We start from the raw sequence: 19,544 nt of genomic DNA, 5'->3' as shown, positions 1-19,544 counted from the left end.
GGGTAGAGCGGAGCCCGCGATACTTGTTATTGACAAGTGAACTTGTCTTTTGCAAGTATCGCGTCATGGACACCAGCATCTTCGTCAACATCCCCACCACCGACCTCGACCGCGCCAAGGCGTTCTACACGGCTCTGGGCTGCACGATCAATCCGAACTTCACCGACGACAACGCGGCGTGCGTCGTGTGGAGCGACACGATCTACTTCATGGTCCTCAAGCGCGAGTTCCTCGCGACCTTCACCGACAAGCCGATCGTCGACCCGAACGAGAGCCTCCAGGTCGCGCTCTCGTTCAGCCGCGACTCCCGCGAAGACGTGGATGCCATCCTCGCCCTCGGCCTCGCAGCAGGCGGGACCGAGCCGCGCGAGGCGCAGGACTACGGCTTCATGTACTCGCGCGACCTCGACGACCCGGACGGCAACTCGCTCGGGTTCCTCTACATGGACCCGACGGCGGCCGCGGAAGGCCCGGCGGCCTACGAGGAGCAGGCGCAGGCGCAGGCGTAGTGGCCGCCCGCAACTACGGGCAGTACTGCGGCGTGACGACGGCCGTCGAGCTGATCGGCGAGCGATGGGCGCTGCTCATCATCCGCGACCTGCTCGTCGGGGCCCGTCGCTACACCGACCTCAAGCAGGGCCTGCCGCGGATCCCCACGAACATCTTGGCGACCCGGCTGCGGGAGCTCCAGGAGTCGGGGATCGTCCGACGCGCCCCCTACAAGGGGCGCGGGCCGATCTACGAGCTGACCCCCTACGGGCGGGCGCTCGAGCCGATCGTCCTGGCTCTCGGGCGGTGGGGGTTCGCGGCGATGGGGGAGCCCGACGAGGGCGACGTCATCACACCCGACTCGTTGACCATGGCGCTGAGGACCGCATTCCAGCCCGAGGCCGCCGCCGGAATGCCCCCGGTGGACTACGAACTCCACGTCGCCGACGTGTCCCTCCGCGTCCAGGTCGCGGGAGGCGGGCTCACGGTCATCCCGCTCGCGCCCGCACCACCCCCGGTCGGCGGGCGGCTGCCCGACGCCGCGCCCGACCTTGTCTTCGCCGCCGGCCCCGGCATCCGGAACGTCATCGCCGGCTCGTTGACGCCCGGGGATGCCATCGACTCCGGCGTCGTCCACGTGCTGGCGGGCGATGAGGCTCTCCTCGAGCGCTTCGCCGCCACGTTCCACATCGACACCCCCGTCGTGCCGGCCCCCCGTTCCGAGCTCGGCGCCTGAGCCGTCCGGCCTGGCCGCGGCCGCGCGTCCACTCGCCACACCGTTCGTTCACGCACTTTTCAGGTGTCGGTCCTTAAACTCGTCCCGACCTGCGCGTCGTCGCGGTCTCGGCGTGCCGCTCAGCGGCATCCGTCCTCCCGAAAGGACCCGAGTGAGCAGAACCACGACCCCGCGCGGGCGCCGGACGATCGCGCGGCACGGACGCCTGCGCTCGCTCGGCCCGCTCGGACAGTTCTTCCGCGGCCTCGCCGTGGCGATGGCCGTCCTCCTCGTCGCCGGTGCGGGCGTGGCCGCCTACGCCGTGTACGACCTGTCGTCGAGCTTCACCGCGGACGCGGTCGATCTGCCCGACCAGCCCGCGGTTCCGCCGGACATCGGCGAGCTCAAGGGTGGCGTGAACCTGCTCCTCGTCGGCACCGACGAGTGCGAGCCCGAATTCGCCCAGTACTTCGGCGACCGCTGCAGCGGACCCGATTCGGAGGGCAACCTCAACGACGTCAACATGCTCGTGCACATCTCGGACGAGCCCCGCCGCGTCACCGTGATCTCGTTCCCGCGCGACCTGATGGTGCCGATCCCCTCCTGCACCGACGCCGACGGCAACGTCACCTCGGCGATGTCGAAGCAGCAGATCAACAGCGCTTTCATGTACGGAGGCCTCGGTTGCGTGGTCTCGACGATCTCCGAGCTCAGCGGACTGCAGATCCCCTTCGCGGCGAAGGTCAGCTTCGGCGGCGTCATCAACATCACGGATGCCATCGGCGGAGTCGACGTCTGCATCGCCAACGGCATCAAGGACCCGTACACCGGCATCGACTGGCCCGCCGGCATGCGCACCATCAAGGGTCTCGACGCGCTGCAGTTCCTGCGCACCCGCCACGGCGTCGGTGACGGCGGCGACCTGGGCCGCATCTCGAACCAGCAGCAGTACATGTCGCGTCTGACCTCGAAGCTCCGCAGCGAAGAGGTGCTGTCGAACCCCGCGACGCTGTACAAGCTCGCGTCGACCACTCTGCGCAACGTCGACCCGTCGACGTCGCTCACGAACCCGCTCACCCTCGTGCAGATCGCGATGGCCGTCAAGGACGTGCCGTTCGACGAGATCGTATTCGTGCAGTACCCGACGTACACCGACCCGTCCAACGCCAACCGCGTCGTGCCCGACTCCGAGGCGGCCGACGCCCTGTGGTCGGCCCTGGCGGCGAACCAGCCGATCCAGCTGTCGGGTGCCCTCAGTGACGGCAACGGCGTCGTGGTCGACGAGAGCGCGACTCCCGCGCCCACCGCGACCGACTCCCCGGCCCCGACCGAGGGCGCGACGCCCACCCCCGACCCGTCGTCGAGCGTCATCACGCTGCCCTCGGAGATCGCCGGGCAGACCGCCGCGCAGGCCACCTGCTCGAACGGAAACGTCCGCTGACCGACGGGGCGCGGCATCCTTCCCTCGGATTCGGATGCCGCGCCCCGACCGGTTAGTATGGTCCGGTGTGCTCGCGCCTCGGCGTCGATCACCTGGAGACGTCGCATAGTCAGGCCTAGTGCACCACCCTGCTAAGGTGGAGTCCCCGTAAGGGGACCGAGGGTTCAAATCCCTCCGTCTCCGCACGAAAAGCCCCGGTTCGCCGGGGCTTTCGTCGTTGCCGCGAGACTCTGTCGACGCGTCGGGAAAGGACCCCGCGGCTTCCGCGGCGACGCATGGGTGCGATGCGCGACTACGAAGTCGCGTCGCCGGAATGGCGACCGAGGCAGCGTGAATCGTGTGGTAGTCGGTGACGCCCGATGCGCACGTCGGCGTCGGACCACCGCCATGGGAGTGGTCATGCCCGTCGACCGGTCAGGTGCTCCGCACGCGAACCACCGGATGCGGCTCAGTCCTGCGGGTACTCGGCGATGTGGCCTCGGAGCCAGCGTTCGACGCCCGAGACATGAGTCATCGCGTGGGCCTCGGCGAGCCGGGCATCACCGATTTCCAGGGCCTCGACGATGGCGCGGTGCTCGTCGAGCGTGCGCGACACGGCGTCACCCTGCGTGAGGCCGCGCCAGATCCGAGCGCGGACCGTACTGCTGGAGAGCGACTCGACGAGCGCTGACAGGTACGAGTTCCCGGACGCGGCGACGATCTGCGCATGGAAGTGCAGGTCATGCTCGACGAGAGACTCGACCGAGTCGGTGTGCGTCGCCAGCTCCATGTGCGCCCGCAATTCTTCGAGTTGCTCGGGGGTGATGTGCGTCGCGGCCAAGGCGGCGGCGGCTCCCTCGATGATGCGCCGCACTTCGAAGAGTTCGATGATCGAGTTGTCGGTGTGGAGGTCGACGACGAACGAGATGGCCTCGACCAGCAGCTTGGGTTCGAGGCTCGTCACGTACGTGCCGTCACCCTGGCGGACGTCGAGCACGCGGATGACCTCGAGCGCTTTGATCGCCTCGCGCATCGAGTTCCGGGACAGGCCCAGGCGTTCGCTCAGTTCCTTCTCGGGCGGCAGCCGATCGCCCGGGCGGAGCTCGCCGGAGATGATCATCGCTTTGATGCGCACGATCGCTTCGTCGGTAACGGCCATGCGTCACACCCTACTCACGCGCGTGTCGGCGGATGCCGCGATCATCCCTTTGCCGCCCCGGCCGTCAGGCCGTTGATGAAGTTGCGCTGCAGGACCAGGAAGAGCACGAGGATCGGCAGGCTCGCAAGGAACATGTAGGCGAAGGTCGTCCCGAAGTCCGAGGTGTACTGCCCGAGCGTCCGGTAGAGGCCTGCCATGATCGTGGTCCCCGTGGCGGGGCCGAGCAGGATGAGCGGATTGACGAAGTCGTTCCAGATGCCGACGCTCGCGAAGATCGCGACGCTGGAGGCGGCGGGACGCATGAGCGGGAAGATGACCGTGAAGAAGGTGCGGAGGGGACCCGCGCCGTCGATGGCGGCCGCTTCGTCGAGCTCACGGGGGATGCTGCGGACGAACCGGGAGAAGATGAGCACCGTGAACGGGACGAAGAACCCGACGTTGCACAGGATGAGCCCGGCGTAGCTGTTGAGAAGGCCCACCGACCTCAAGGTCTGGGTGAGGGGGATCAGCAGGACCTGCGAGGGGACTGCCAAGCCCAGGAGCAGCGACAGCATGATGATCCGCACCATGCGGTTCTCGTACCGCCCCACGTAGTAGCCGAGCATCGACCCGACGAGGAGGATGAGCACCACGCTCGACACCACGATGAACACCGTCCGGCCCAGGGTCGCCAGCAGGTCGGAGTTCGGATCGAATAGGACGCGGGTGATGTTGTCGAGCGTCCAGGGAGCCGGCAGCGCCGCCGGGTTGTTGATGATCTGGGTGTTCGTCTTGAAGGTGTTCAGGATCGCGATGTACAGCGGCAGCGCGTACGCGACAACGGCCAGCAGGGCGACGACGTAGCGGACCGGGGAGACGGCCCCGGGCTTGTGGCGAGTGGACATCAGTCGACGTCGCCCTTCCTGTTGAGGGCGAACCCGGCGAGCGAGATGACGACGATGATGATGAGCAGGATGATGGCCTCGGCGTTGGCCGGCCCGGGATTGTTCTCCGTGAGTCCCTGCCGCAGGATCTGCATGGCCGGGGTCTCGGTGGCACCGACGGGTCCGCCGCCGGTCAGGATGACGGAGATGTCGTAGCTCTTCACCCCGCCGATCACGATCATCGTGGAGACGATGAACAGAGAAGGGCGGAGGAGCGGCCAGGTCACCGACCAGAAAGTCCGCGACGGCCCGGCGCCGTCGATGGAGGCCGCTTCGTTGAGCTCGGTCGGGATGCCCTGGAGTCCGGCGAGATAGATCACGGTGGTGAAGCCGATCGTGGGCCAGATCGAGACGGCGATGACGCTGATCTGAGCTGCAGTCTGGGTTCCGAGGAAACTCGTTTGGAGGGCGCTCAACCCGAGTTGACCCAGGACCGAGTTCAGGACGCCGCGATCCGTGAGGATCGTCGACCAGATGTACGCGAGCACGACACCGCTGAGGATGGCCGGGACGAAGGCGATCGCGCGGAGGATGTTGAAGAAGCGCCGGGGACGGTTGAGCACCACCGCGAGAGCGACGCCGGCGGCATTGGCGACGACCAGTGACACCGCCGTCAGGACCAGCGTGAAGCTCAGCGCCCGCCAGAACTCGCCGTCGGTGAGGATGGTCACGTAGTTCTCGAGGCCGACGAACGGCCCCTTCGACGTCAGAAGGTTGAAGTCCAGGAGCGAGTACCGGATCGCGAGGAACAGCGGGATGAGGACCGCGAAGAGGTAGAGCGCCAGGGCGGGAAGCCCGAGGACGCCGAAGATACGCGCGTGCACCGTTCGCGTGCGCAGCGTGCGCTTGCGCTTCCGCGGGGGACGTGAGTCAGCCCGGGTCGGCGACGTCTCCTCCCGGGGCGCCGTGGAAACCGCAGAACTCATCAACACTCCTTCGGATCGATTCGTCGCGGTCGGCGGCTCGGGTGCGGCCGTCGGGCGACGTGCTCAGCCTGATCGAACATCGGATGTTTGTCAACAGCGCGAGCGCTCAAAGCCGCATTTCGGCAAATAGCGGCGCCCGATGGGGGTGAGTGATGGGAGGTCTCAGGCGTCGCGGCCGACCAGCGCTGCCCAGGCGTCCTCGTGCGGCGGCTGGTCGAACAGAGCGACGTTGCGCCGTACGTGCTCGGCCGTCCGCATGCCCACCGCCACCGACGCCACCTCCGGCCGACGTAGCGGGAAGGCGAGCGCTGCGGCGGGCAGGGTGCTGTCGTGCGCCTCCGCCGTCGTGGCGAGTTCGCGCGCTCGTGCGATGAGCGCGTCCGGTGCCGGCGCGTAGTTGTACATCGCCCCCGCATCCGGGCGCACCGTGGAGAGGATCCCCGAGTTGAACACGCCGACGGCGACGACGCTGCGCCCCGCGGCTGCCTCGAAGACCGCATCCGCCCCTCTCGGTTCGAGCAGCGTGTACCGCCCCGCCAGCATGGCCACGTCGATGTCCGCCCGAGTGAAGAGCTCTGCGACGGCGGTGGCGGAGTTGGATCCGATGCCCACGGCGCGCACCACACCCTCCTCACGGAGGGAGATCAGCGCCTCCGCACCCTGTTCGGCGGCACCGGGGATCCCGCTCTCGTCGGGATCGTGCAGGTAGACGATGTCCACGTGGTCGGTGGCGAGGCGTTCGAGGCTGCTCTCGAGGGAGCGCAGGATGCCGTCCCGTGAGAAGTCCCAGACGCGTCGGTGGTCGCCCCGGACGTGGAACATCCCGTCGGACGGCTCCGGGTCGTCGCGCGGCACCAGCAATCGCCCCACTTTGGTGGAGATGACGACCTCGTCGCGAGGAAACGGGGCGAGGGCTCGTCCCAGCCGCCGCTCGGAGAGGCCGAGCCCGTAATGCGGGGCGGTGTCGAAGTAGCGGATTCCGCTCTCCCATGCCGCGACGACGGCCTCCGTGGACTCCTCGTCCGTCGTCTCGCGATAGAGGTTGCCGAGGCTGGCCGCGCCGAAGCCCAGTTCGGTGACGGCGATGCCGGTGGACCCCAGGGGGCGTCTACGCACGGGGGAGCTCCAGTCGGTAGGTCGTGGCGGCGGCGGTGGTGAAGACGTCGGCATGCCGCTCGGGGGGAACGAGGGTTCGCGCGGCATCCCGCCACCGCTGCAGGCCGCCGGGCAGGAGCACCAGGGGCCAGTCCGACCCGAAGAGCAGGCGTCCCTCTCCGAAGCACCCGAGCGCGTGCTCGACGACGGGGCGGAGCGTTTCCGGTGTCCAGGTGGCCCAGTCCGATTCCATGGGCAGTCCGGACAGCTTCGCGCGCACGTGAGGGTGCGCGGCCAGACGCTCCAGGTCATCCGCCCAGGCATCGAGGTCGCCCTCGACGAGCGGCGGCATCCCGAGATGGTCGAGGACGAACGTGAGGTCAGGATGCGCCGCCACCGTCTCGACGGCCAGGGCCGCTTGGTGGTGTCGGATGACCAGATCGAACGGCAGCCCCGCATGGGCGAGCTGCCGGAGGCCTTCATGCACGTCGGCGCGCGCGAGCCAGAGGGGATCCGGATCGCGATGGACGAGATGACGGATGCCGACGAGCCGGTCTCCTCCGGCGCAGGCGCGCAGACCCGCCACCTGCTCTGCGACGTCACCGGCGAGGTCCACCCAGCCGACGACTCCCCGCACGATCTCGGAGGATGCCGCCGCAGCCAGGAGGTCGCGTGTCTCGGTGAGTGTGTTCCGTGCCTGCACGACGACCGCGCCGGTGACTTCGGTGCCGAGGGCGCGCTCCAGGTCGTCCGCGTCGAAGTCGCGATCGATCGCCCCCATGGTCTCCGGCTCGATCCACGGCTGGGGGTTGCGCGTGCGGTCCCAGAGATGCACGTGCGCGTCGATCGTCATGCGAGCGTCCAGACGGCGGGCACCTCGACCCAGGGGGCGTCGGCCGAGGCTCCCGGAGGCGGGGCCTGACAGACCGACGTCAGCGCCCACCACTCGCGCGTCCGCTCGTCTGCAGCCATGCGCCGCATGTCGGCCTCGAAATCGTCGCCGACGTAATCGAACACACCGATCAGTGTGTCGTCGATGACGTGGATCGAATAGTCCTGGATGTTGCAGTCGCGGATCGTGCGCTCGATCTCCGGCCACACAGCCGCGTGCAGCTCCAGATACCGATCCCGGTGCTCCGGGTGCAGGCCGGTGACTTGGACGTGCCGTGTCATGACCGCGCGGCCGCCAGACGCAGCTCCTGCATGCCGCCGTCGACGGCCAGGCTGATGCCGGTCGTCGAGCCGCTACCGGGGCCGGCGAGATACGCGACGGCCTCCGCGACTTCCTGCGGCTCGACCAGGCGACCGTGCGGCTGACGTCCCCGCAGCGCCTCGGCCTCGGCCTGGGGGTCCTCGGAGGAGGCGAGCAGGCGCTGGACCCATGGCGTGTTCGCTGTCCCCGGGTTCACCGCGTTCACGCGGATCCCTTCCGCGAGGTGATCGGCCGCCATCGCTCGCGTGAGTGCCGCCACGGCGCCCTTCGATGCGCTGTAGAGCGCCCGGCGCGGGAGTCCGGCCGTCGCGGCGATCGAGGCGACGTTCACGATCGAAGCAGACGCCGACCGTCGGAGATGGGGGAGGGCCGACCCGCTGACTCGCGCGATGCCGGTGACGTTGATGCCCAGCACGCGCGCCCACTCGGCCTCGTCCAGGTCTTCCACCGTCCCCTGAGCGCCGACACCCGCGTTGTTGACGACGATGTCGATGCCCCCGAAGTGCTCGGCCACCGCGTCGACGGCTCGGCGTACCGAGGCGAGGTCGGCGATGTCCGTCTGGACGGGGAAGGCTCCGGCTGGGGAGCCGGCGGGGTCGAGGTCCAGGGCGGCGACGCGCGCGCCCCCATCGAGCAGGCGCCGCACGATGGCCGCGCCGATCCCCGACGCTCCTCCGGTCACGATCGCGACGCTGTGGGAGAAATCCATGTCATACCCTCTCGTACTCGACGAACCGCTGGGCCTGCCGGCCGAGGCCGGTGATCTCCGTCTCGACGACGTCGCCGGATCGGAGGTAGGCGAACCGTCCCGACAGCGCCACGCCGGCCGGGGTCCCGGTGAGGATCAGGTCGCCGGGCTCCAGGGCGAGGTACTGCGACAGGTGTCGGACGATCTCGTCGACGCCGAAGATGAGATCGCTGGTCGACGAGTCCTGACGGGGCTCGCCGTTGACCCAACTGCGCAGACGCACGTCGGTCGCATCCACGTCCTCCGCCGTGACCAGCCACGGGCCGAGAGGCGTGAAGCCGGGGGCGCACTTGCCCTTGGACCACTGGCCTCCCGACTCCTCCAGCTGGAAGGCGCGCTCCGAGACGTCGTTGGCCAGGACGTAGCCGGCGACGCACGCGCGTGCGTCCTCGAGCGTGTCGAGGTAGAGCGCACGTGTGCCGATGACGACCCCCAGCTCGACCTCCCAGTCGGTCTTGAGGCTGCCGCGGGGGATCGTGACTTCGTCGTCGGGCCCGCCGATGGTGTTCGGCGTCTTGAGGAAGATCGGGGGGATCTCGGGCGGCGGTGATCCTGATTCGGCCGCATGGGCGGCATAGTTCATGCCGATGCAGATGATCGCCCCGGGGCGGGCGATCGGAGCTCCTCGTCGCAGATGCTCGGCACCCTCCACGACGGGGAGAGTGTCGATCTCCGCTCGGATGCGTCGCAGAGTCTCGGGGGACAGGGCGTCGCCCGCGAGATCGGCGACCACGGGTCGGAGGTCTCGATAGCCACCCTCATGCAGTGCTACGGGCACTTCGGCGCCGATGGGGCCGACTCGTCCGAGTTTCACCTGAACTTCCCTCCGTTGCGAAACGTTGACATCAAAGACATCGGATCTTTATGCTCGACACACGCTAGCCCCAAGGAGCATCTTGAGCAAGATCATCGAGTTCCGCACGAGTGATGTTCGCTTCCCCACCTCCGAGTCATTGGATGGATCGGATGCGATGAACCCGGACCCGGACTACTCCGCCGCATACGTCCGCATCGTCACCGACGCCGGCGACGGCCTCGAGGGGCACGGCTTCGTCTTCACCATCGGTCGGGGCAACGACGTGCAGCGGGCGGCGATCGACGCCCTCGCGCCGTGGTTCCTCGGTCGTGACGTCGAGCCACTGCTGGCGGACATGGGCGGGTCGTGGCGTGAACTCGTCTACGAGTCCCAGCTGCGCTGGCTCGGTCCGGAGAAGGGGGCGATGCACATGGCCATCGGGGCGGTGATCAACGCCCTCTGGGACCTGCGCGCCAAGCGGGCAGGTCTGCCGCTCTGGGAGCTCCTCGCGCGCCTCACCCCCGAGGAGATCGTCGACCTCGTGGACTTCCGCTACCTCAGCGATGCTTTGACGCGCGAGGAAGCCCTCGAGATCCTGCGTCCCCTGAGCCTCGATCGGCTCGCTCGCATCCAGGATCTGCAGGGACGCGGCTATCCCGCTTACACCACGACCCCGGGGTGGTTGGGCTACTCGGACGAGAAGCTGGTGCGACTGAGCCGAGAGGCGGTCGCCGAGGGATTCCGGCAGATCAAGCTCAAGGTCGGGGCCGACCGGGCTGACGACGTGCGGCGCGTCCGCCTCGCGCGCGAGACCGTCGGACCGGACATCGCGATCGCCGTCGATGCGAACCAGCGCTGGGACCGCCAGGAGGCGATCGATTGGATCGGCGACCTGCTGGCCTTCGACATCGCCTGGGTGGAGGAGCCGACGAACCCGGACGACGTCCTCAGTCACGCCGCCATCGCCGCGGCGATCGCTCCGACGCCGGTGGCCACCGGGGAGCACGGAGCGAACCGGGTGATGTTCAAACAGTTCCTGCAGGCCGACGCGTTGCAGGTGCTGCAGATCGATGCGACCCGCGTCGCCGGCGTGAACGAGAACATCGCCATCCTTCTGCTCGCCGCGAAGTTCGGTGTCCGGGTGTGCCCGCACGCGGGCGGTGTCGGGCTGTGCGAACTCGTGCAGCATCTGTCGTACTTCGACTACGTCGCGGTGAGCGGTTCGATGGAGGGGCGCATGATCGAGTTCGTGGACCACCTCCACGAACATTTCCTCACACCCGTCGTCGTGCGGGAGGGACGCTATCGCGCCCCCAGCGCACCGGGCAGTGGTGCGGAGATGTACGCGGCCTCGGTCGCGGAGTTCTCGTTCGTGGATCCGCGCTCGCTGGGCCTCGGCCTCCAGGGCGCCCACGCATGACGCTGCCGGAGACCCCCGGACCGCCCGCCGGGCGAGAGGAGTCGGAGCTGGACGATCTGTTCGACCGCTTCGTCGAGCCCCCCGCGGATGCGCGGGTCACCCCGTTCTACTGGTGGAGCGGCTCCGACCTCCAGCGCGATCGCATCGCCGCTCACCTCGCCCTCCTGGCAGCGAAAGGGATCGGCGGCACGATCGTCGGCTACAGCCACACCCCGGACGGTTCCGTCGACCACGGTTCGCCGACACCGTTCGGCGATCGGTGGTGGGATCTGTTCCGCTCGTACGTGGAGCAGTCCGCGACCCTCGGGATGAGTGCCGGCATCCAGGACTACGGCTTCATCGGACCGGTGCTGCGTCGAGCGGGATCGCGGACCGCGGGACTGAGTGCGGGCACCCTCACCCACCACCGCGCCACCGTGAGCGGACCCATGATGTTCCGTCTCGACCCGGGACTGCGGGTCGTCTCCGCGCGGGCGTGGCGCGTCGAGGAGTCCCTGGAGTCCGCCGTCCCCGTGACGGTGTCCGCGGAAGAGGGGTGGTCCGTCCCGGAGGGCCACTGGGAGCTGTCGATCGTGGCACTGGACGGCAAGCGGATCGGCATCCACTCGTCCGACTTCGATCCGATGCACCCTGAATCCGGTGCCGCGGTCATCGCGGAGTACTACGACCTCTTCATCGAGCGTCTCGGGGATCTGGTGGGGACGACGTTGCGCACGTTCTTCCAGGACGAACTCGACTTCGGTCTGACCATGCCCATGTGGAACGACCGCGTCGCCGCGGAGTTGCGCGCGGAGGGCATGGATCCCGACATCGTCGTTCACGCCCTGTGGATGCCGTTCGCGGATGCCGAGCGCCTTCGCGACGCCTATCGGAACATCGTTCGGCGGCTGCTGGAGGATTCCTACTTCCGCCCGATCTTCGAGTGGCACGAGGCCCACGGCACCCAGCTGGTCATGGATCAGATCAGCCGTGGCGACCTTCGGCTGGGGCACCGGCACTACGCCGACTTCCTTCGCACCATGCGCTGGTACCACGGCCCGGGCAACGACGACCCCGATCTCGCGGCGCCGCGCAATCTCGCCGCCTTCCGGGTCAGTGCCTCCATCGCCCGGATGTTCGAGCGGCCCTTGGTCGCGAACGAGGCGTTCCACAGCAGCACCTGGGGAGTCACCCCGGCCGAGATCGCCGCGGGCGCCGACATCGGGTTCGCCGCGGGGGCGAACATGCTCATCCTGCACGGGCTGAACTACACGACCAACGGGGGATGGTGGGAGTGGGCGTCGCCCGACTTCCACTTCCGCCAGCCGTGGTGGGACGATTCCCGCCCCCTCTGGGATTACCTCGCGCGGGTGTGCGCCCTGCTCCGAGAGGGAACCGCGGTCACGGAGGTCTGCGTCGTCGATCCGACCCCCGACCTCGATCTCGTCGGCGCCGGGGCGAGCAGTCCCGAGCGGGCCCGAGATGTGCTGACCGCCCTCACCGAGGCCGGTATCGGCGTCGATCTGGTGCCCGGCGACCTCTTGGACGCCGACCCCGATGCCGGTCTTCGTGTGGGGGCCGCGACCTATCGCGTCGCGATCACGGTCGCCGCCGAGACCGTGTCCGCGGCGGTCGCTGCGCTCGCCGCGCACGAGCAGGCAGGGGGAGCGGTCCTCCGCCCGGAACGGGGTGACGACCTCGCCGACCTCGCGAGAGCGATCGATGCCGTACAGGAGCGGCCGCTCCGCTTCGAGGTCGACGGTCTCCGCATCGCTCAGCGCCGAGTCGGGAGTCTCGACGTGTTCTTCGTCACCAATCCGCTCGCGCACACCGTCCGCACGCGCTTCTCGGTCCGTGATCGCGGTCGCACCGAGATCTGGGACCCGTGGCACGGGGAGCGTCGGCCCGTCGCGCTGAATGGCGACGGAACGATCGCCACGGAGGCACTCGAGCTTCCGGCCGGCCGGTCGACCGTCATCGTGGTCGACCGCTCGCGGCCGAGTCGTCCCGCATCGCCCGCTCCCTCCCCGGAGGGGACCGAGCTCGCGGTGGACGCGGCATGGTGGACGACTCTCACTCCGGCCGTGGGCCCCGACGCCGATCTCGCCGACCGGGAGACGGGCGTCGACGTGTGGGAGTACGAGACGTCTCCCGACGCGGCTGGGCCGTGGCGCTTGCAGCGTCACGGGGTCGCGGCGCGGCTGCGCGCATGGGGGCCGGTGAGCGCCGATACCGCCGCAGATGTCGAAGAGACGCTCCGACACTCGGTGGGGGCCCAGGACCCGGCATCCGCCCCTGGTTCGGTCTGGAGGGAGTACGCCTTCTCGGAGGAGGCCGGCATCTTCCAGGACCCGTTCCTGCTCGACCGCATGGCGGGCCCGCACGGGCTGAAGGGCGTACCCGCGACGTTCCTCGACCCCCGCGCGCTCGACGACGAGCCGCCGCCCGGGTCCGTCTACTTCTTCTCGGCTCGAGTCGACGGTGACGGCGACGAGCTCCCCGTCCGCATCCGGTCCCGCAGCGCGGTGAAGGTGTGGATCGACGGTGCGTGCGTGATCGACGTGCCGGAGACGCCCGCGCACCGGTTCCCGCCGTGGGGTCTTCGCGACATGTCGACGCCGATGACCACCCGATCCGTCATGGTGCCCCCGGCGGCACGCGTGCTGATCCGTCTGGACGTCTCCGCGGAGCAGCCGACGAGGGCCGCAGTCGTGGTCGGCGGGGAGGACCATCCCGATCTCGCCGAGTGTCGGCTGGAGTGGTGGAGCGGCCCGCGTCCCGCTCTCCGCTTCCACCTCGGGCAGCACGACGATCCCGCTCCGACCTGGGTGCGGTTCGTCCCCCCGCCGGGAGCCATCGCTCTCCTCATCGAGGCGCAGGGGGTCGTCGTCACGGCGCGGCAGGGCGAGAGCGCGCTCGCGGTGCGTCCGGGCGACACGGATGGTCTCCACCGCATCGCCGTCACGGGCGAGGAGGCGCCCGTGCTGGTCAGGATCGACCGGGCCGGTTCCGGCGGCGACGCGTTCGTGAGCCCCCCGCGCTGGGTGCCCGGTGCGACACTCGGATCCCTGCCGGGCATCGTCTCGCCGGCGCTGGCGAACTATTCCGGAGCCATCACCAGCCGTGCGACCTTCACCCGCCCCGAGGGGCCGTGGACGCGTGCCGAGGTGGTCATCCCCGCGCTCGCGGGTTCCTGCGCGGTCGTCGTGAACGGTGCCGAGGCAGGGAGCGTCCTCCGACCAGGGGATGCCGTCGACGTCACCGCGCACGTGAGGCCCGGCGTGAACGCCCTCGAACTGCGGATGAGCAACACCCTCGCGAACCGGTACCGCCGTCTGCCGACCCCGTACGGGGCCGCAAGTTCGACGGGCGTGGAGGGCGTTCGCATCCTCCTCTCCGGCGCGGCGTCAGAAGCGCAGCTCGATCACCGTGTCGAGATCGTGCCGGACGTCGCCGATCCCCTCGAGGCGGACCTCGCCGCCGGCGCCGACGGATAGAGGCACGGCGCGTCCTGACCGCAGGTCGGCGGCGCTCACGGGAACCCGCCCGTCGAGGGAGGGCGGGAGCTCGAGGGCGTCGCCGGCGGTGTCGGTGAGGATGTGGAGGTAGGTCGCGGCATCCGTATCCACCGCAACCCCCCACTCGATCCCGGCGGCGCACAGCGCGTCGGGAGTCGGCCAGCGGTCGATCGCGCGGACCCCGTGCAGTGATGCCCGGATCGGGGCGATGATCGCGGCGACTGCGCGGAGTGTCTCGGCGACGCCGGGTTCCCACCCGCCGGGCGTGAACGGGCCCGCCGCGAATGCCATCCCGCCCCCGACCCGGCAGGCCGAGATCTGGAGGACGAGGTATCGGAACAGGTCGGCGACCGAGTATCCGACGGAGAACGCGGGATCGGCTCGGGCCGCCCACCACGTGCTGCCGACCACGGTCGAGACGCTCTGGAAGGCGAAGACCGGCCACGTCTCGCCGTCCGACGAGGAGAGCTCTCCCCATCGGCCGTACTCATGATCGGCCACGTCCGCCGAATAGAGATTGCCGTAGTAGTTCTGGATCACGACGACCTCGGGAGCCTTCCGGGAGACGAGCGCACGGAGGCGCTCGTAGTCCACGACCCATTCGCTGTCGCCACGCTCGCTGCCCTCGTCGAGATAGATCGCCGAGACCTCGGACCCGTAGCGTTCGAGGAGCTCCGAGTACGCCTCGGCGATGAAGTCGTTCCAGCGGTTCCGGTCGAAATCGCTCGGTGAGGGATCGGGCTGCCCGTGGGCGCCCCGGACTCCCCAGCCGGTGCGTGTCTGATCGGACGGGCTGAAATCGTGGCCGTCCCGCGGATGCGTGTACAGCTGTACGTCGATGCCCACCGCGCGCAGGGCGACGATGAGCTCGCCGAGCAGATCGCGAGGGAAGACCGCGTGATCGCCACGCCACCGACGCATGACTTCGCTGGGATAGAGCGGGACCATCGCGAAATGCCAGGCGGTGAACCGAACGTACTCGACCCCGAAATCCTGGACGTCCGCCACGAAGCGGGCGACGTCGAAAGCGGCCATTCCGGTCATGTCCGCCGCCTCACCCGCGGGATCCACGGTCAGCCGCGGGACGTAGTGCACGAACAGACCGTGGTTGACCTCCAGCATTCGCATCGACGCCTCCGCCGGAATGCGGGGGGCGTGAGCGTTCGGGGCGGGTACATGCATTAGCGAGTCCAATACATCCGATTAATAGGCTGGCAAAGCGATGATTGAGACCAATATAGGGCGAACTCTACGATAGGAGTGCATCAAACATAGGAGGAATATGACCATGGACGTTCTAGGTGACGTCGACCGGCAACGCGTCGTCTTTGGGTCGGTGGGCACGGGGGATCGCTCCGCGATGCCCCTCGGCAACGGCGAGCTCTGCGCCAGCGTCTGGACTGACGCTCGGGGCCTGCACTTCACCCTCTCCCGCAGCGACGCGCTGAGCGAGCTCGATCGCACGCTAAAGCTCGGCCAGTACGGCGTCGTGCTCAGCCCGAACCCGTTCGACGCTCCCGATGACTTCACGCAGTCGTTGAATCTCGTGGACGGGCGACTCGAGGTCACGGCCCGCACGGGCGATCACCGTTTCACCGTCGAGATGCACATCGACACCGCCGCAGACGACGCGCACGTGCATGTCTCCTCCACGGGGCGATTCGACGCCCGCATCTACGCGCGTACCTGGCGCACGCGGGCGCGCCCCTCGGTGGAGGCGGCACCGCTCCTCTGGGGCGAGGAAGACCCGGGGCTCCTGCCCGAGTTGGCGGCCGTGACTGAGAGCGCCGACCTGGTGGGCCGAGACGCCCGCGGCGTCTACCTCGTGCATCGCAACGACGACAGCCTCGTGCCGGCGATCGCCCGCCTTCATGAACTGGAACCCGAGCGGGATGGCATCCCGGATGTGCTCCTGGGCCGCTCTTTCGGGAGCTATCTCACCGTGGACGGCCATATTCCCGAAGCGGAGGAGGGGTTCCGCGTCCGCGATGTCGAGGAGATCGACGTCCGGGTCGCGACCTTCAGCAGCCAGGTCGAGCCCGCCGAGGAGGCTATCCGGCGGCATCGGGAACGGCCGCACCGGTTCGCGGACAGTCGTCGCCGTACCGCGGACGCGTGGCGGGAGTACTGGGGGAGGAGCTGGATCGTCGTCGAGGGCGACACGACGCGACCGCCGACGGTGACAGACGAGGTCGCCGCCGCGGTGGACTCCCACGAGCGGGCGACGGTCACGTCGAACCCGACGTCCGCGGTCACCCGGGCATATGTGCTGACGAAGTGGATGCACGCGTGCGGCAATCGCGGACGCTTCCCGCTCTTCTACAACGGGGGACTGTTCACGACGATGCCCGGCGCGGGGGAACACCTCGCTCTGTCGACGTTCGGGCGCGTCTTCGCCTCGGCCGCGACGAGCGAGCCGACGCCCGAGCTCAACCCGGACGAGCGGACCTGGAGCGTGGAGCATCTGTGGCAGAACCTGCGCTTGCCGTACTACTCCGTTCTGGGGCGAGGGGAGGCGCAGTCGCTGATCCCGGTCTTCGACTACTACCGCCGCTTCGAAGAGCTCAACCGCGCCCGCGCCCGCCGCCACCACGACTCGGACGGGCAGTGGAGTACGGAGATGACGCTCAGTTGCGGGCTCCAGTCCCCGGCGGTCTACGGTGCCGACCGTCGAGTTCTCCCCGTCGGCACGTCGAAGAACAGATGGGGAGGGTCGATCGACCTGTCCCCGGGGCTGGAACTCGCCGTCCTCATGCAGCGGTACTACCGCTTCACCCGGGACGAGGATTTCCTCCGGGAGCGCGCGGTGCCCTACGCCGTCGACCTCCTCCGTTTCGCGTGGTCGCGATTCTCCCTCGACGCGGCGGCGCGCCTGGTGATCGGGCCGGTGAACTCCGTGGAGACCTACTTCGACACGACGGACCCCCTTCCCGTCGTGGCGGGATATCACCGGCTTACCGCGGATCTCCTCGCCCTCCCGCACCGGCTCCTCGCCGAGCGTGACTTCGTCCAGCGTGTCGCCGACGCCCTACCCGCGCTCCCGCGGATCAGTGGTGAGACCGGCGCGCCGCTGGCACCGGCCGGCAGCTACGAGGACCAACGGATGAACGTGGAGATCCCGGAGTTCTACGCAGTCTTCCCGTTCGATGTCGACGGGCTGGACGACGCCGTCCTGGACGCGACCTGGGACAGATGCCTCCAGGTCAGCGGGAACTTCCGGTCTCCGACGATCGGGGAGCAGGTGGGGACGCCCTCGTTCGCCGGGTGGCAGTACCTCGGGCCGGTCGCCGCGCGCATCGGACGTATCGCGGAGGCTGCCGCGATCCTCGAGCACAATGCTTCGCTGAGCAACCCGGGTCACGCGTTCCCCGCCATGTGGGGGCCGGTCTACGACGCCGTCCCCGACGTCGATCACGGCGCCAACATCCTGAACACCCTCCAGGAGATCGTGCTTGCGATCGTCCGCAGGCCCGAGCTGGCGCGTCGGCTGCCGACCGAGTGGAGCGTGCGGTTCCGTCTGTTCGCCGAGGACGGGTCGCCGGTCTCGGGACTCATCGGGGAGGGTGTCCTGCGTCTCGACGACTGATTCCGCGACGCGACGACGAAGCGCTCGGATCGAATCGATCCGAGCGCTCCGTCGTGAGGGACTACTTGTTCAATGAGTTCCACGCGTCGTCGATGGCGGTGACGAACTGATCGGTGCTGCCACCGGCGAGAAGCGCCTGCACCGCCTTCTCGTACTCGGCAGGCCAGCCCACCGGGGGGAGGTCGTCGTTGGAGACGACGTTCGGGAAGCCGCTCACCTGCGTGTAGTCGGGGTTCTCGTACAGGGCGAGACCGTCGAGCGTGGCCTGTGCCGTGCCCTCGGGGGCCTCGACTCCGCTGATGATCGGGAACTGCGCATCGTTGACCATGAGGTCGCTCTGCAGCTTGGTGTTCTTCACGAGCTCGACCGCGACCTTGCGCGCCAGATCGGGGTGGGCGGTCGCCGCCGAGACGTACAGCGCCGCGCCCGAGGTGACCGGGAGCACCTTCGCGCCGTCGAACGTCGGCATCGCGAAGACGCCGGGCGTGAAGGCATCCGACGTGACCGCCGCGGCCCACCCGCCCATCGGCCACATCGCGTAGTCGCCCGTGGCCCACGCCGCATTGGCCTGCGTGTAGTTGATGCTGAGGGCGTCGGTGTTGAAGTACCCGGCGTCGCGCAATTCGACGAACGCGTCGACGGACTGCCGGAACTCGGGGTCGGAGAACGACACGTCGCCCGCCTTGCGCTTGGCCATCCAGTCGGGATCGTTGCCGAGGACGTTCGCGCTGATCAGGGAGTTCAGGATGAACTGCGTCGACCAGGTGTCGGACCCGCTGGAGAGCAGGAACGGGGTGGTGCCCTTGTCCTTCAGCTTCTGAGCGGCGGTCACGAGCTGATCGAAGGTGGTCGGCACCTCGACGCCGGCCGCGGCGAAGGCGTCGGGGTTGTAGTAGACGCCGGGGTAGATGAACGAGCCGTTGAAGAGCGAGTACTGCTTCCCATCGATGGCGCCGTATCCCTCGGGGACGTTGATGCCTTCGTAGTCGCTCGGTTCGAACGGCAGGAGTGCTCCGGCGTCGACGAACTCCTGCAGCGGCGCGTCCCACATGATGTCGGGCAGCTGGCCGCTCGCGAGAAGCTGACGCGCGTACCCCTGACGGTCCAGGGTCGGGGTGTACAGCAGCTCGATGGTGAGGCCGGGGTTGTCGGCCTCGATGGTCGAGGCCGCCTCTTCCCAGAACTCCTTCGTGACGTTCGGGCTCGTGTACGTGAGGAACGAGAGGGTCACGGGTTCCCCTGCTCCTGCGTCGGCCGGCGCCGAGTTCGAGGTGCAACCGGTCAGCGCGAATGCGCTCGCGCCGACGGCCACGACCGCGAGTGCTGTGGCTCGCAGAAATCTCATCAATACTCCTTTGGATTGCGGACCCCGCCGTCGCTCGGATCAGGTATCCGGATGACGGTGGTGCGTAGGTGAGTTGGGGACGAGCATGCTCTTTCATCCGATGTCTGTCAAGACATATGTCGGAGGTTTGAGGTGGAATAAGGCGCCTCGAAGCGGGGCTACTCCCGAAAACCGCCTCAAGTCTTGATTTTCATCCGATCACTCCCCGACAA

General features: G+C 68.6%; 16 protein-coding genes and 1 tRNA gene. 7 read left to right on the top strand and 10 right to left on the bottom strand.

What is annotated here, in order from left to right; translation table 11 throughout:
* Positions 1-65 precede the first annotated feature (65 nt).
* The 4 genes from CSIV_RS01610 to CSIV_RS01595 all read left to right on the top strand — a co-directional run bounded on the left by CSIV_RS01610 (position 66) and on the right by CSIV_RS01595 (position 2,828).
* Positions 66-509, top strand: a complete 444-nt coding sequence (locus CSIV_RS01610) for a VOC family protein (protein ID WP_077049682.1) — start codon at positions 66-68, stop codon at positions 507-509.
* Entirely contained in the window at positions 509-1,225 is a 717-nt protein-coding gene (locus CSIV_RS01605; protein ID WP_077049681.1) for a winged helix-turn-helix transcriptional regulator, read from the top strand. Before CSIV_RS01610 ends, CSIV_RS01605 begins: the two co-directional genes overlap by 1 nt.
* Before the next feature lie 151 nt (positions 1,226-1,376).
* Positions 1,377-2,645, top strand: a complete 1,269-nt coding sequence (locus CSIV_RS01600) for an LCP family glycopolymer transferase (RefSeq protein ID WP_077049680.1) — start codon at positions 1,377-1,379, stop codon at positions 2,643-2,645.
* A gap of 94 nt (positions 2,646-2,739) precedes the next feature.
* Positions 2,740-2,828 (top strand) — tRNA-Ser (locus CSIV_RS01595).
* A 265-nt stretch (positions 2,829-3,093) separates the two neighbouring features.
* On the opposite strand, the gene CSIV_RS01590 is transcribed toward CSIV_RS01595, so the two are convergent.
* The 8 genes from CSIV_RS01590 to CSIV_RS01555 all read right to left on the bottom strand — a co-directional run bounded on the left by CSIV_RS01590 (position 3,094) and on the right by CSIV_RS01555 (position 9,502).
* A complete protein-coding gene (locus tag CSIV_RS01590; RefSeq protein ID WP_077049679.1) occupies positions 3,094-3,783 on the bottom strand; it encodes a FadR/GntR family transcriptional regulator in 690 nt (229 codons plus the stop codon).
* A 41-nt stretch (positions 3,784-3,824) separates the two neighbouring features.
* Positions 3,825-4,667: a carbohydrate ABC transporter permease gene (locus CSIV_RS01585; RefSeq protein ID WP_077049678.1), complete on the bottom strand. Its 843-nt coding sequence runs from the start codon at positions 4,665-4,667 to the stop codon at positions 3,825-3,827.
* The gene (locus CSIV_RS01580; protein ID WP_077049677.1) at positions 4,667-5,632 is read right to left on the bottom strand and encodes a carbohydrate ABC transporter permease; all 966 of its coding nucleotides are present in this window, start codon (positions 5,630-5,632) and stop codon (positions 4,667-4,669) included. Before CSIV_RS01580 ends, CSIV_RS01585 begins: the two co-directional genes overlap by 1 nt.
* Positions 5,633-5,794: 162 nt before the next feature.
* Positions 5,795-6,748, bottom strand: a complete 954-nt coding sequence (locus CSIV_RS01575; RefSeq protein WP_160897504.1) for an aldo/keto reductase — start codon at positions 6,746-6,748, stop codon at positions 5,795-5,797.
* Complete coding sequence (locus CSIV_RS01570) at positions 6,741-7,580, bottom strand: amidohydrolase family protein (protein ID WP_077049675.1); 840 nt, start codon at positions 7,578-7,580, stop codon at positions 6,741-6,743. Before CSIV_RS01570 ends, CSIV_RS01575 begins: the two co-directional genes overlap by 8 nt.
* A complete protein-coding gene (locus CSIV_RS01565) occupies positions 7,577-7,900 on the bottom strand; it encodes an L-rhamnose mutarotase (protein ID WP_077049674.1) in 324 nt (107 codons plus the stop codon). The genes CSIV_RS01570 and CSIV_RS01565 overlap by 4 nt, the downstream gene beginning before the upstream one ends.
* On the bottom strand, positions 7,897-8,649 hold the full coding sequence (locus CSIV_RS01560) for an SDR family NAD(P)-dependent oxidoreductase (protein WP_077049673.1): 753 nt from the start codon (positions 8,647-8,649) through the stop codon (positions 7,897-7,899). The genes CSIV_RS01565 and CSIV_RS01560 overlap by 4 nt, the downstream gene beginning before the upstream one ends.
* A gap of 1 nt (position 8,650) precedes the next feature.
* Positions 8,651-9,502, bottom strand: a complete 852-nt coding sequence (locus tag CSIV_RS01555; RefSeq protein WP_077049672.1) for a fumarylacetoacetate hydrolase family protein — start codon at positions 9,500-9,502, stop codon at positions 8,651-8,653.
* Positions 9,503-9,584: 82 nt separating this feature from the next.
* Here CSIV_RS01555 and CSIV_RS01550 point away from each other — a divergent pair, with 82 nt between their 5' ends.
* Together CSIV_RS01550 and CSIV_RS01545 are read left to right on the top strand one after the other, a co-directional pair.
* Positions 9,585-10,904 carry an enolase C-terminal domain-like protein gene (locus CSIV_RS01550; protein ID WP_077049671.1) on the top strand — a complete coding sequence of 440 codons (1,320 nt, stop codon included), beginning with the start codon at positions 9,585-9,587 and terminating at the stop codon, positions 10,902-10,904.
* Positions 10,901-14,380: a glycosyl hydrolase gene (locus CSIV_RS01545; protein ID WP_077049670.1), complete on the top strand. Its 3,480-nt coding sequence runs from the start codon at positions 10,901-10,903 to the stop codon at positions 14,378-14,380. Before CSIV_RS01550 ends, CSIV_RS01545 begins: the two co-directional genes overlap by 4 nt.
* Here CSIV_RS01545 and CSIV_RS01540 read toward each other — a convergent pair.
* Positions 14,291-15,529: an alpha-L-fucosidase gene (locus CSIV_RS01540; RefSeq protein ID WP_175627536.1), complete on the bottom strand. Its 1,239-nt coding sequence runs from the start codon at positions 15,527-15,529 to the stop codon at positions 14,291-14,293. The two genes, CSIV_RS01545 and CSIV_RS01540, sit on opposite strands and share 90 nt — an antisense overlap.
* A 154-nt stretch (positions 15,530-15,683) precedes the next feature.
* Between CSIV_RS01540 and CSIV_RS01535 the strand changes: the two genes are divergently transcribed.
* Positions 15,684-17,987, top strand: a complete 2,304-nt coding sequence (locus CSIV_RS01535; RefSeq protein WP_139340568.1) for a DUF5703 domain-containing protein — start codon at positions 15,684-15,686, stop codon at positions 17,985-17,987.
* 61 nt (positions 17,988-18,048) lie between these two features.
* Here CSIV_RS01535 and CSIV_RS01530 read toward each other — a convergent pair whose 3' ends face one another.
* Positions 18,049-19,332 carry an ABC transporter substrate-binding protein gene (locus CSIV_RS01530; RefSeq protein ID WP_083734931.1) on the bottom strand — a complete coding sequence of 428 codons (1,284 nt, stop codon included), beginning with the start codon at positions 19,330-19,332 and terminating at the stop codon, positions 18,049-18,051.
* Positions 19,333-19,544 lie beyond the last annotated feature (212 nt).

It is taken from the genome of Microbacterium sp. CSI-V, from assembly GCF_001984105.1.
In the GTDB taxonomy this organism is placed as follows: Bacteria; Actinomycetota; Actinomycetes; order Actinomycetales; family Microbacteriaceae; genus Microbacterium.
Note: the sequence above shows the minus strand (reverse complement) of the source record. Positions and strands in the feature narration are given on the sequence as shown.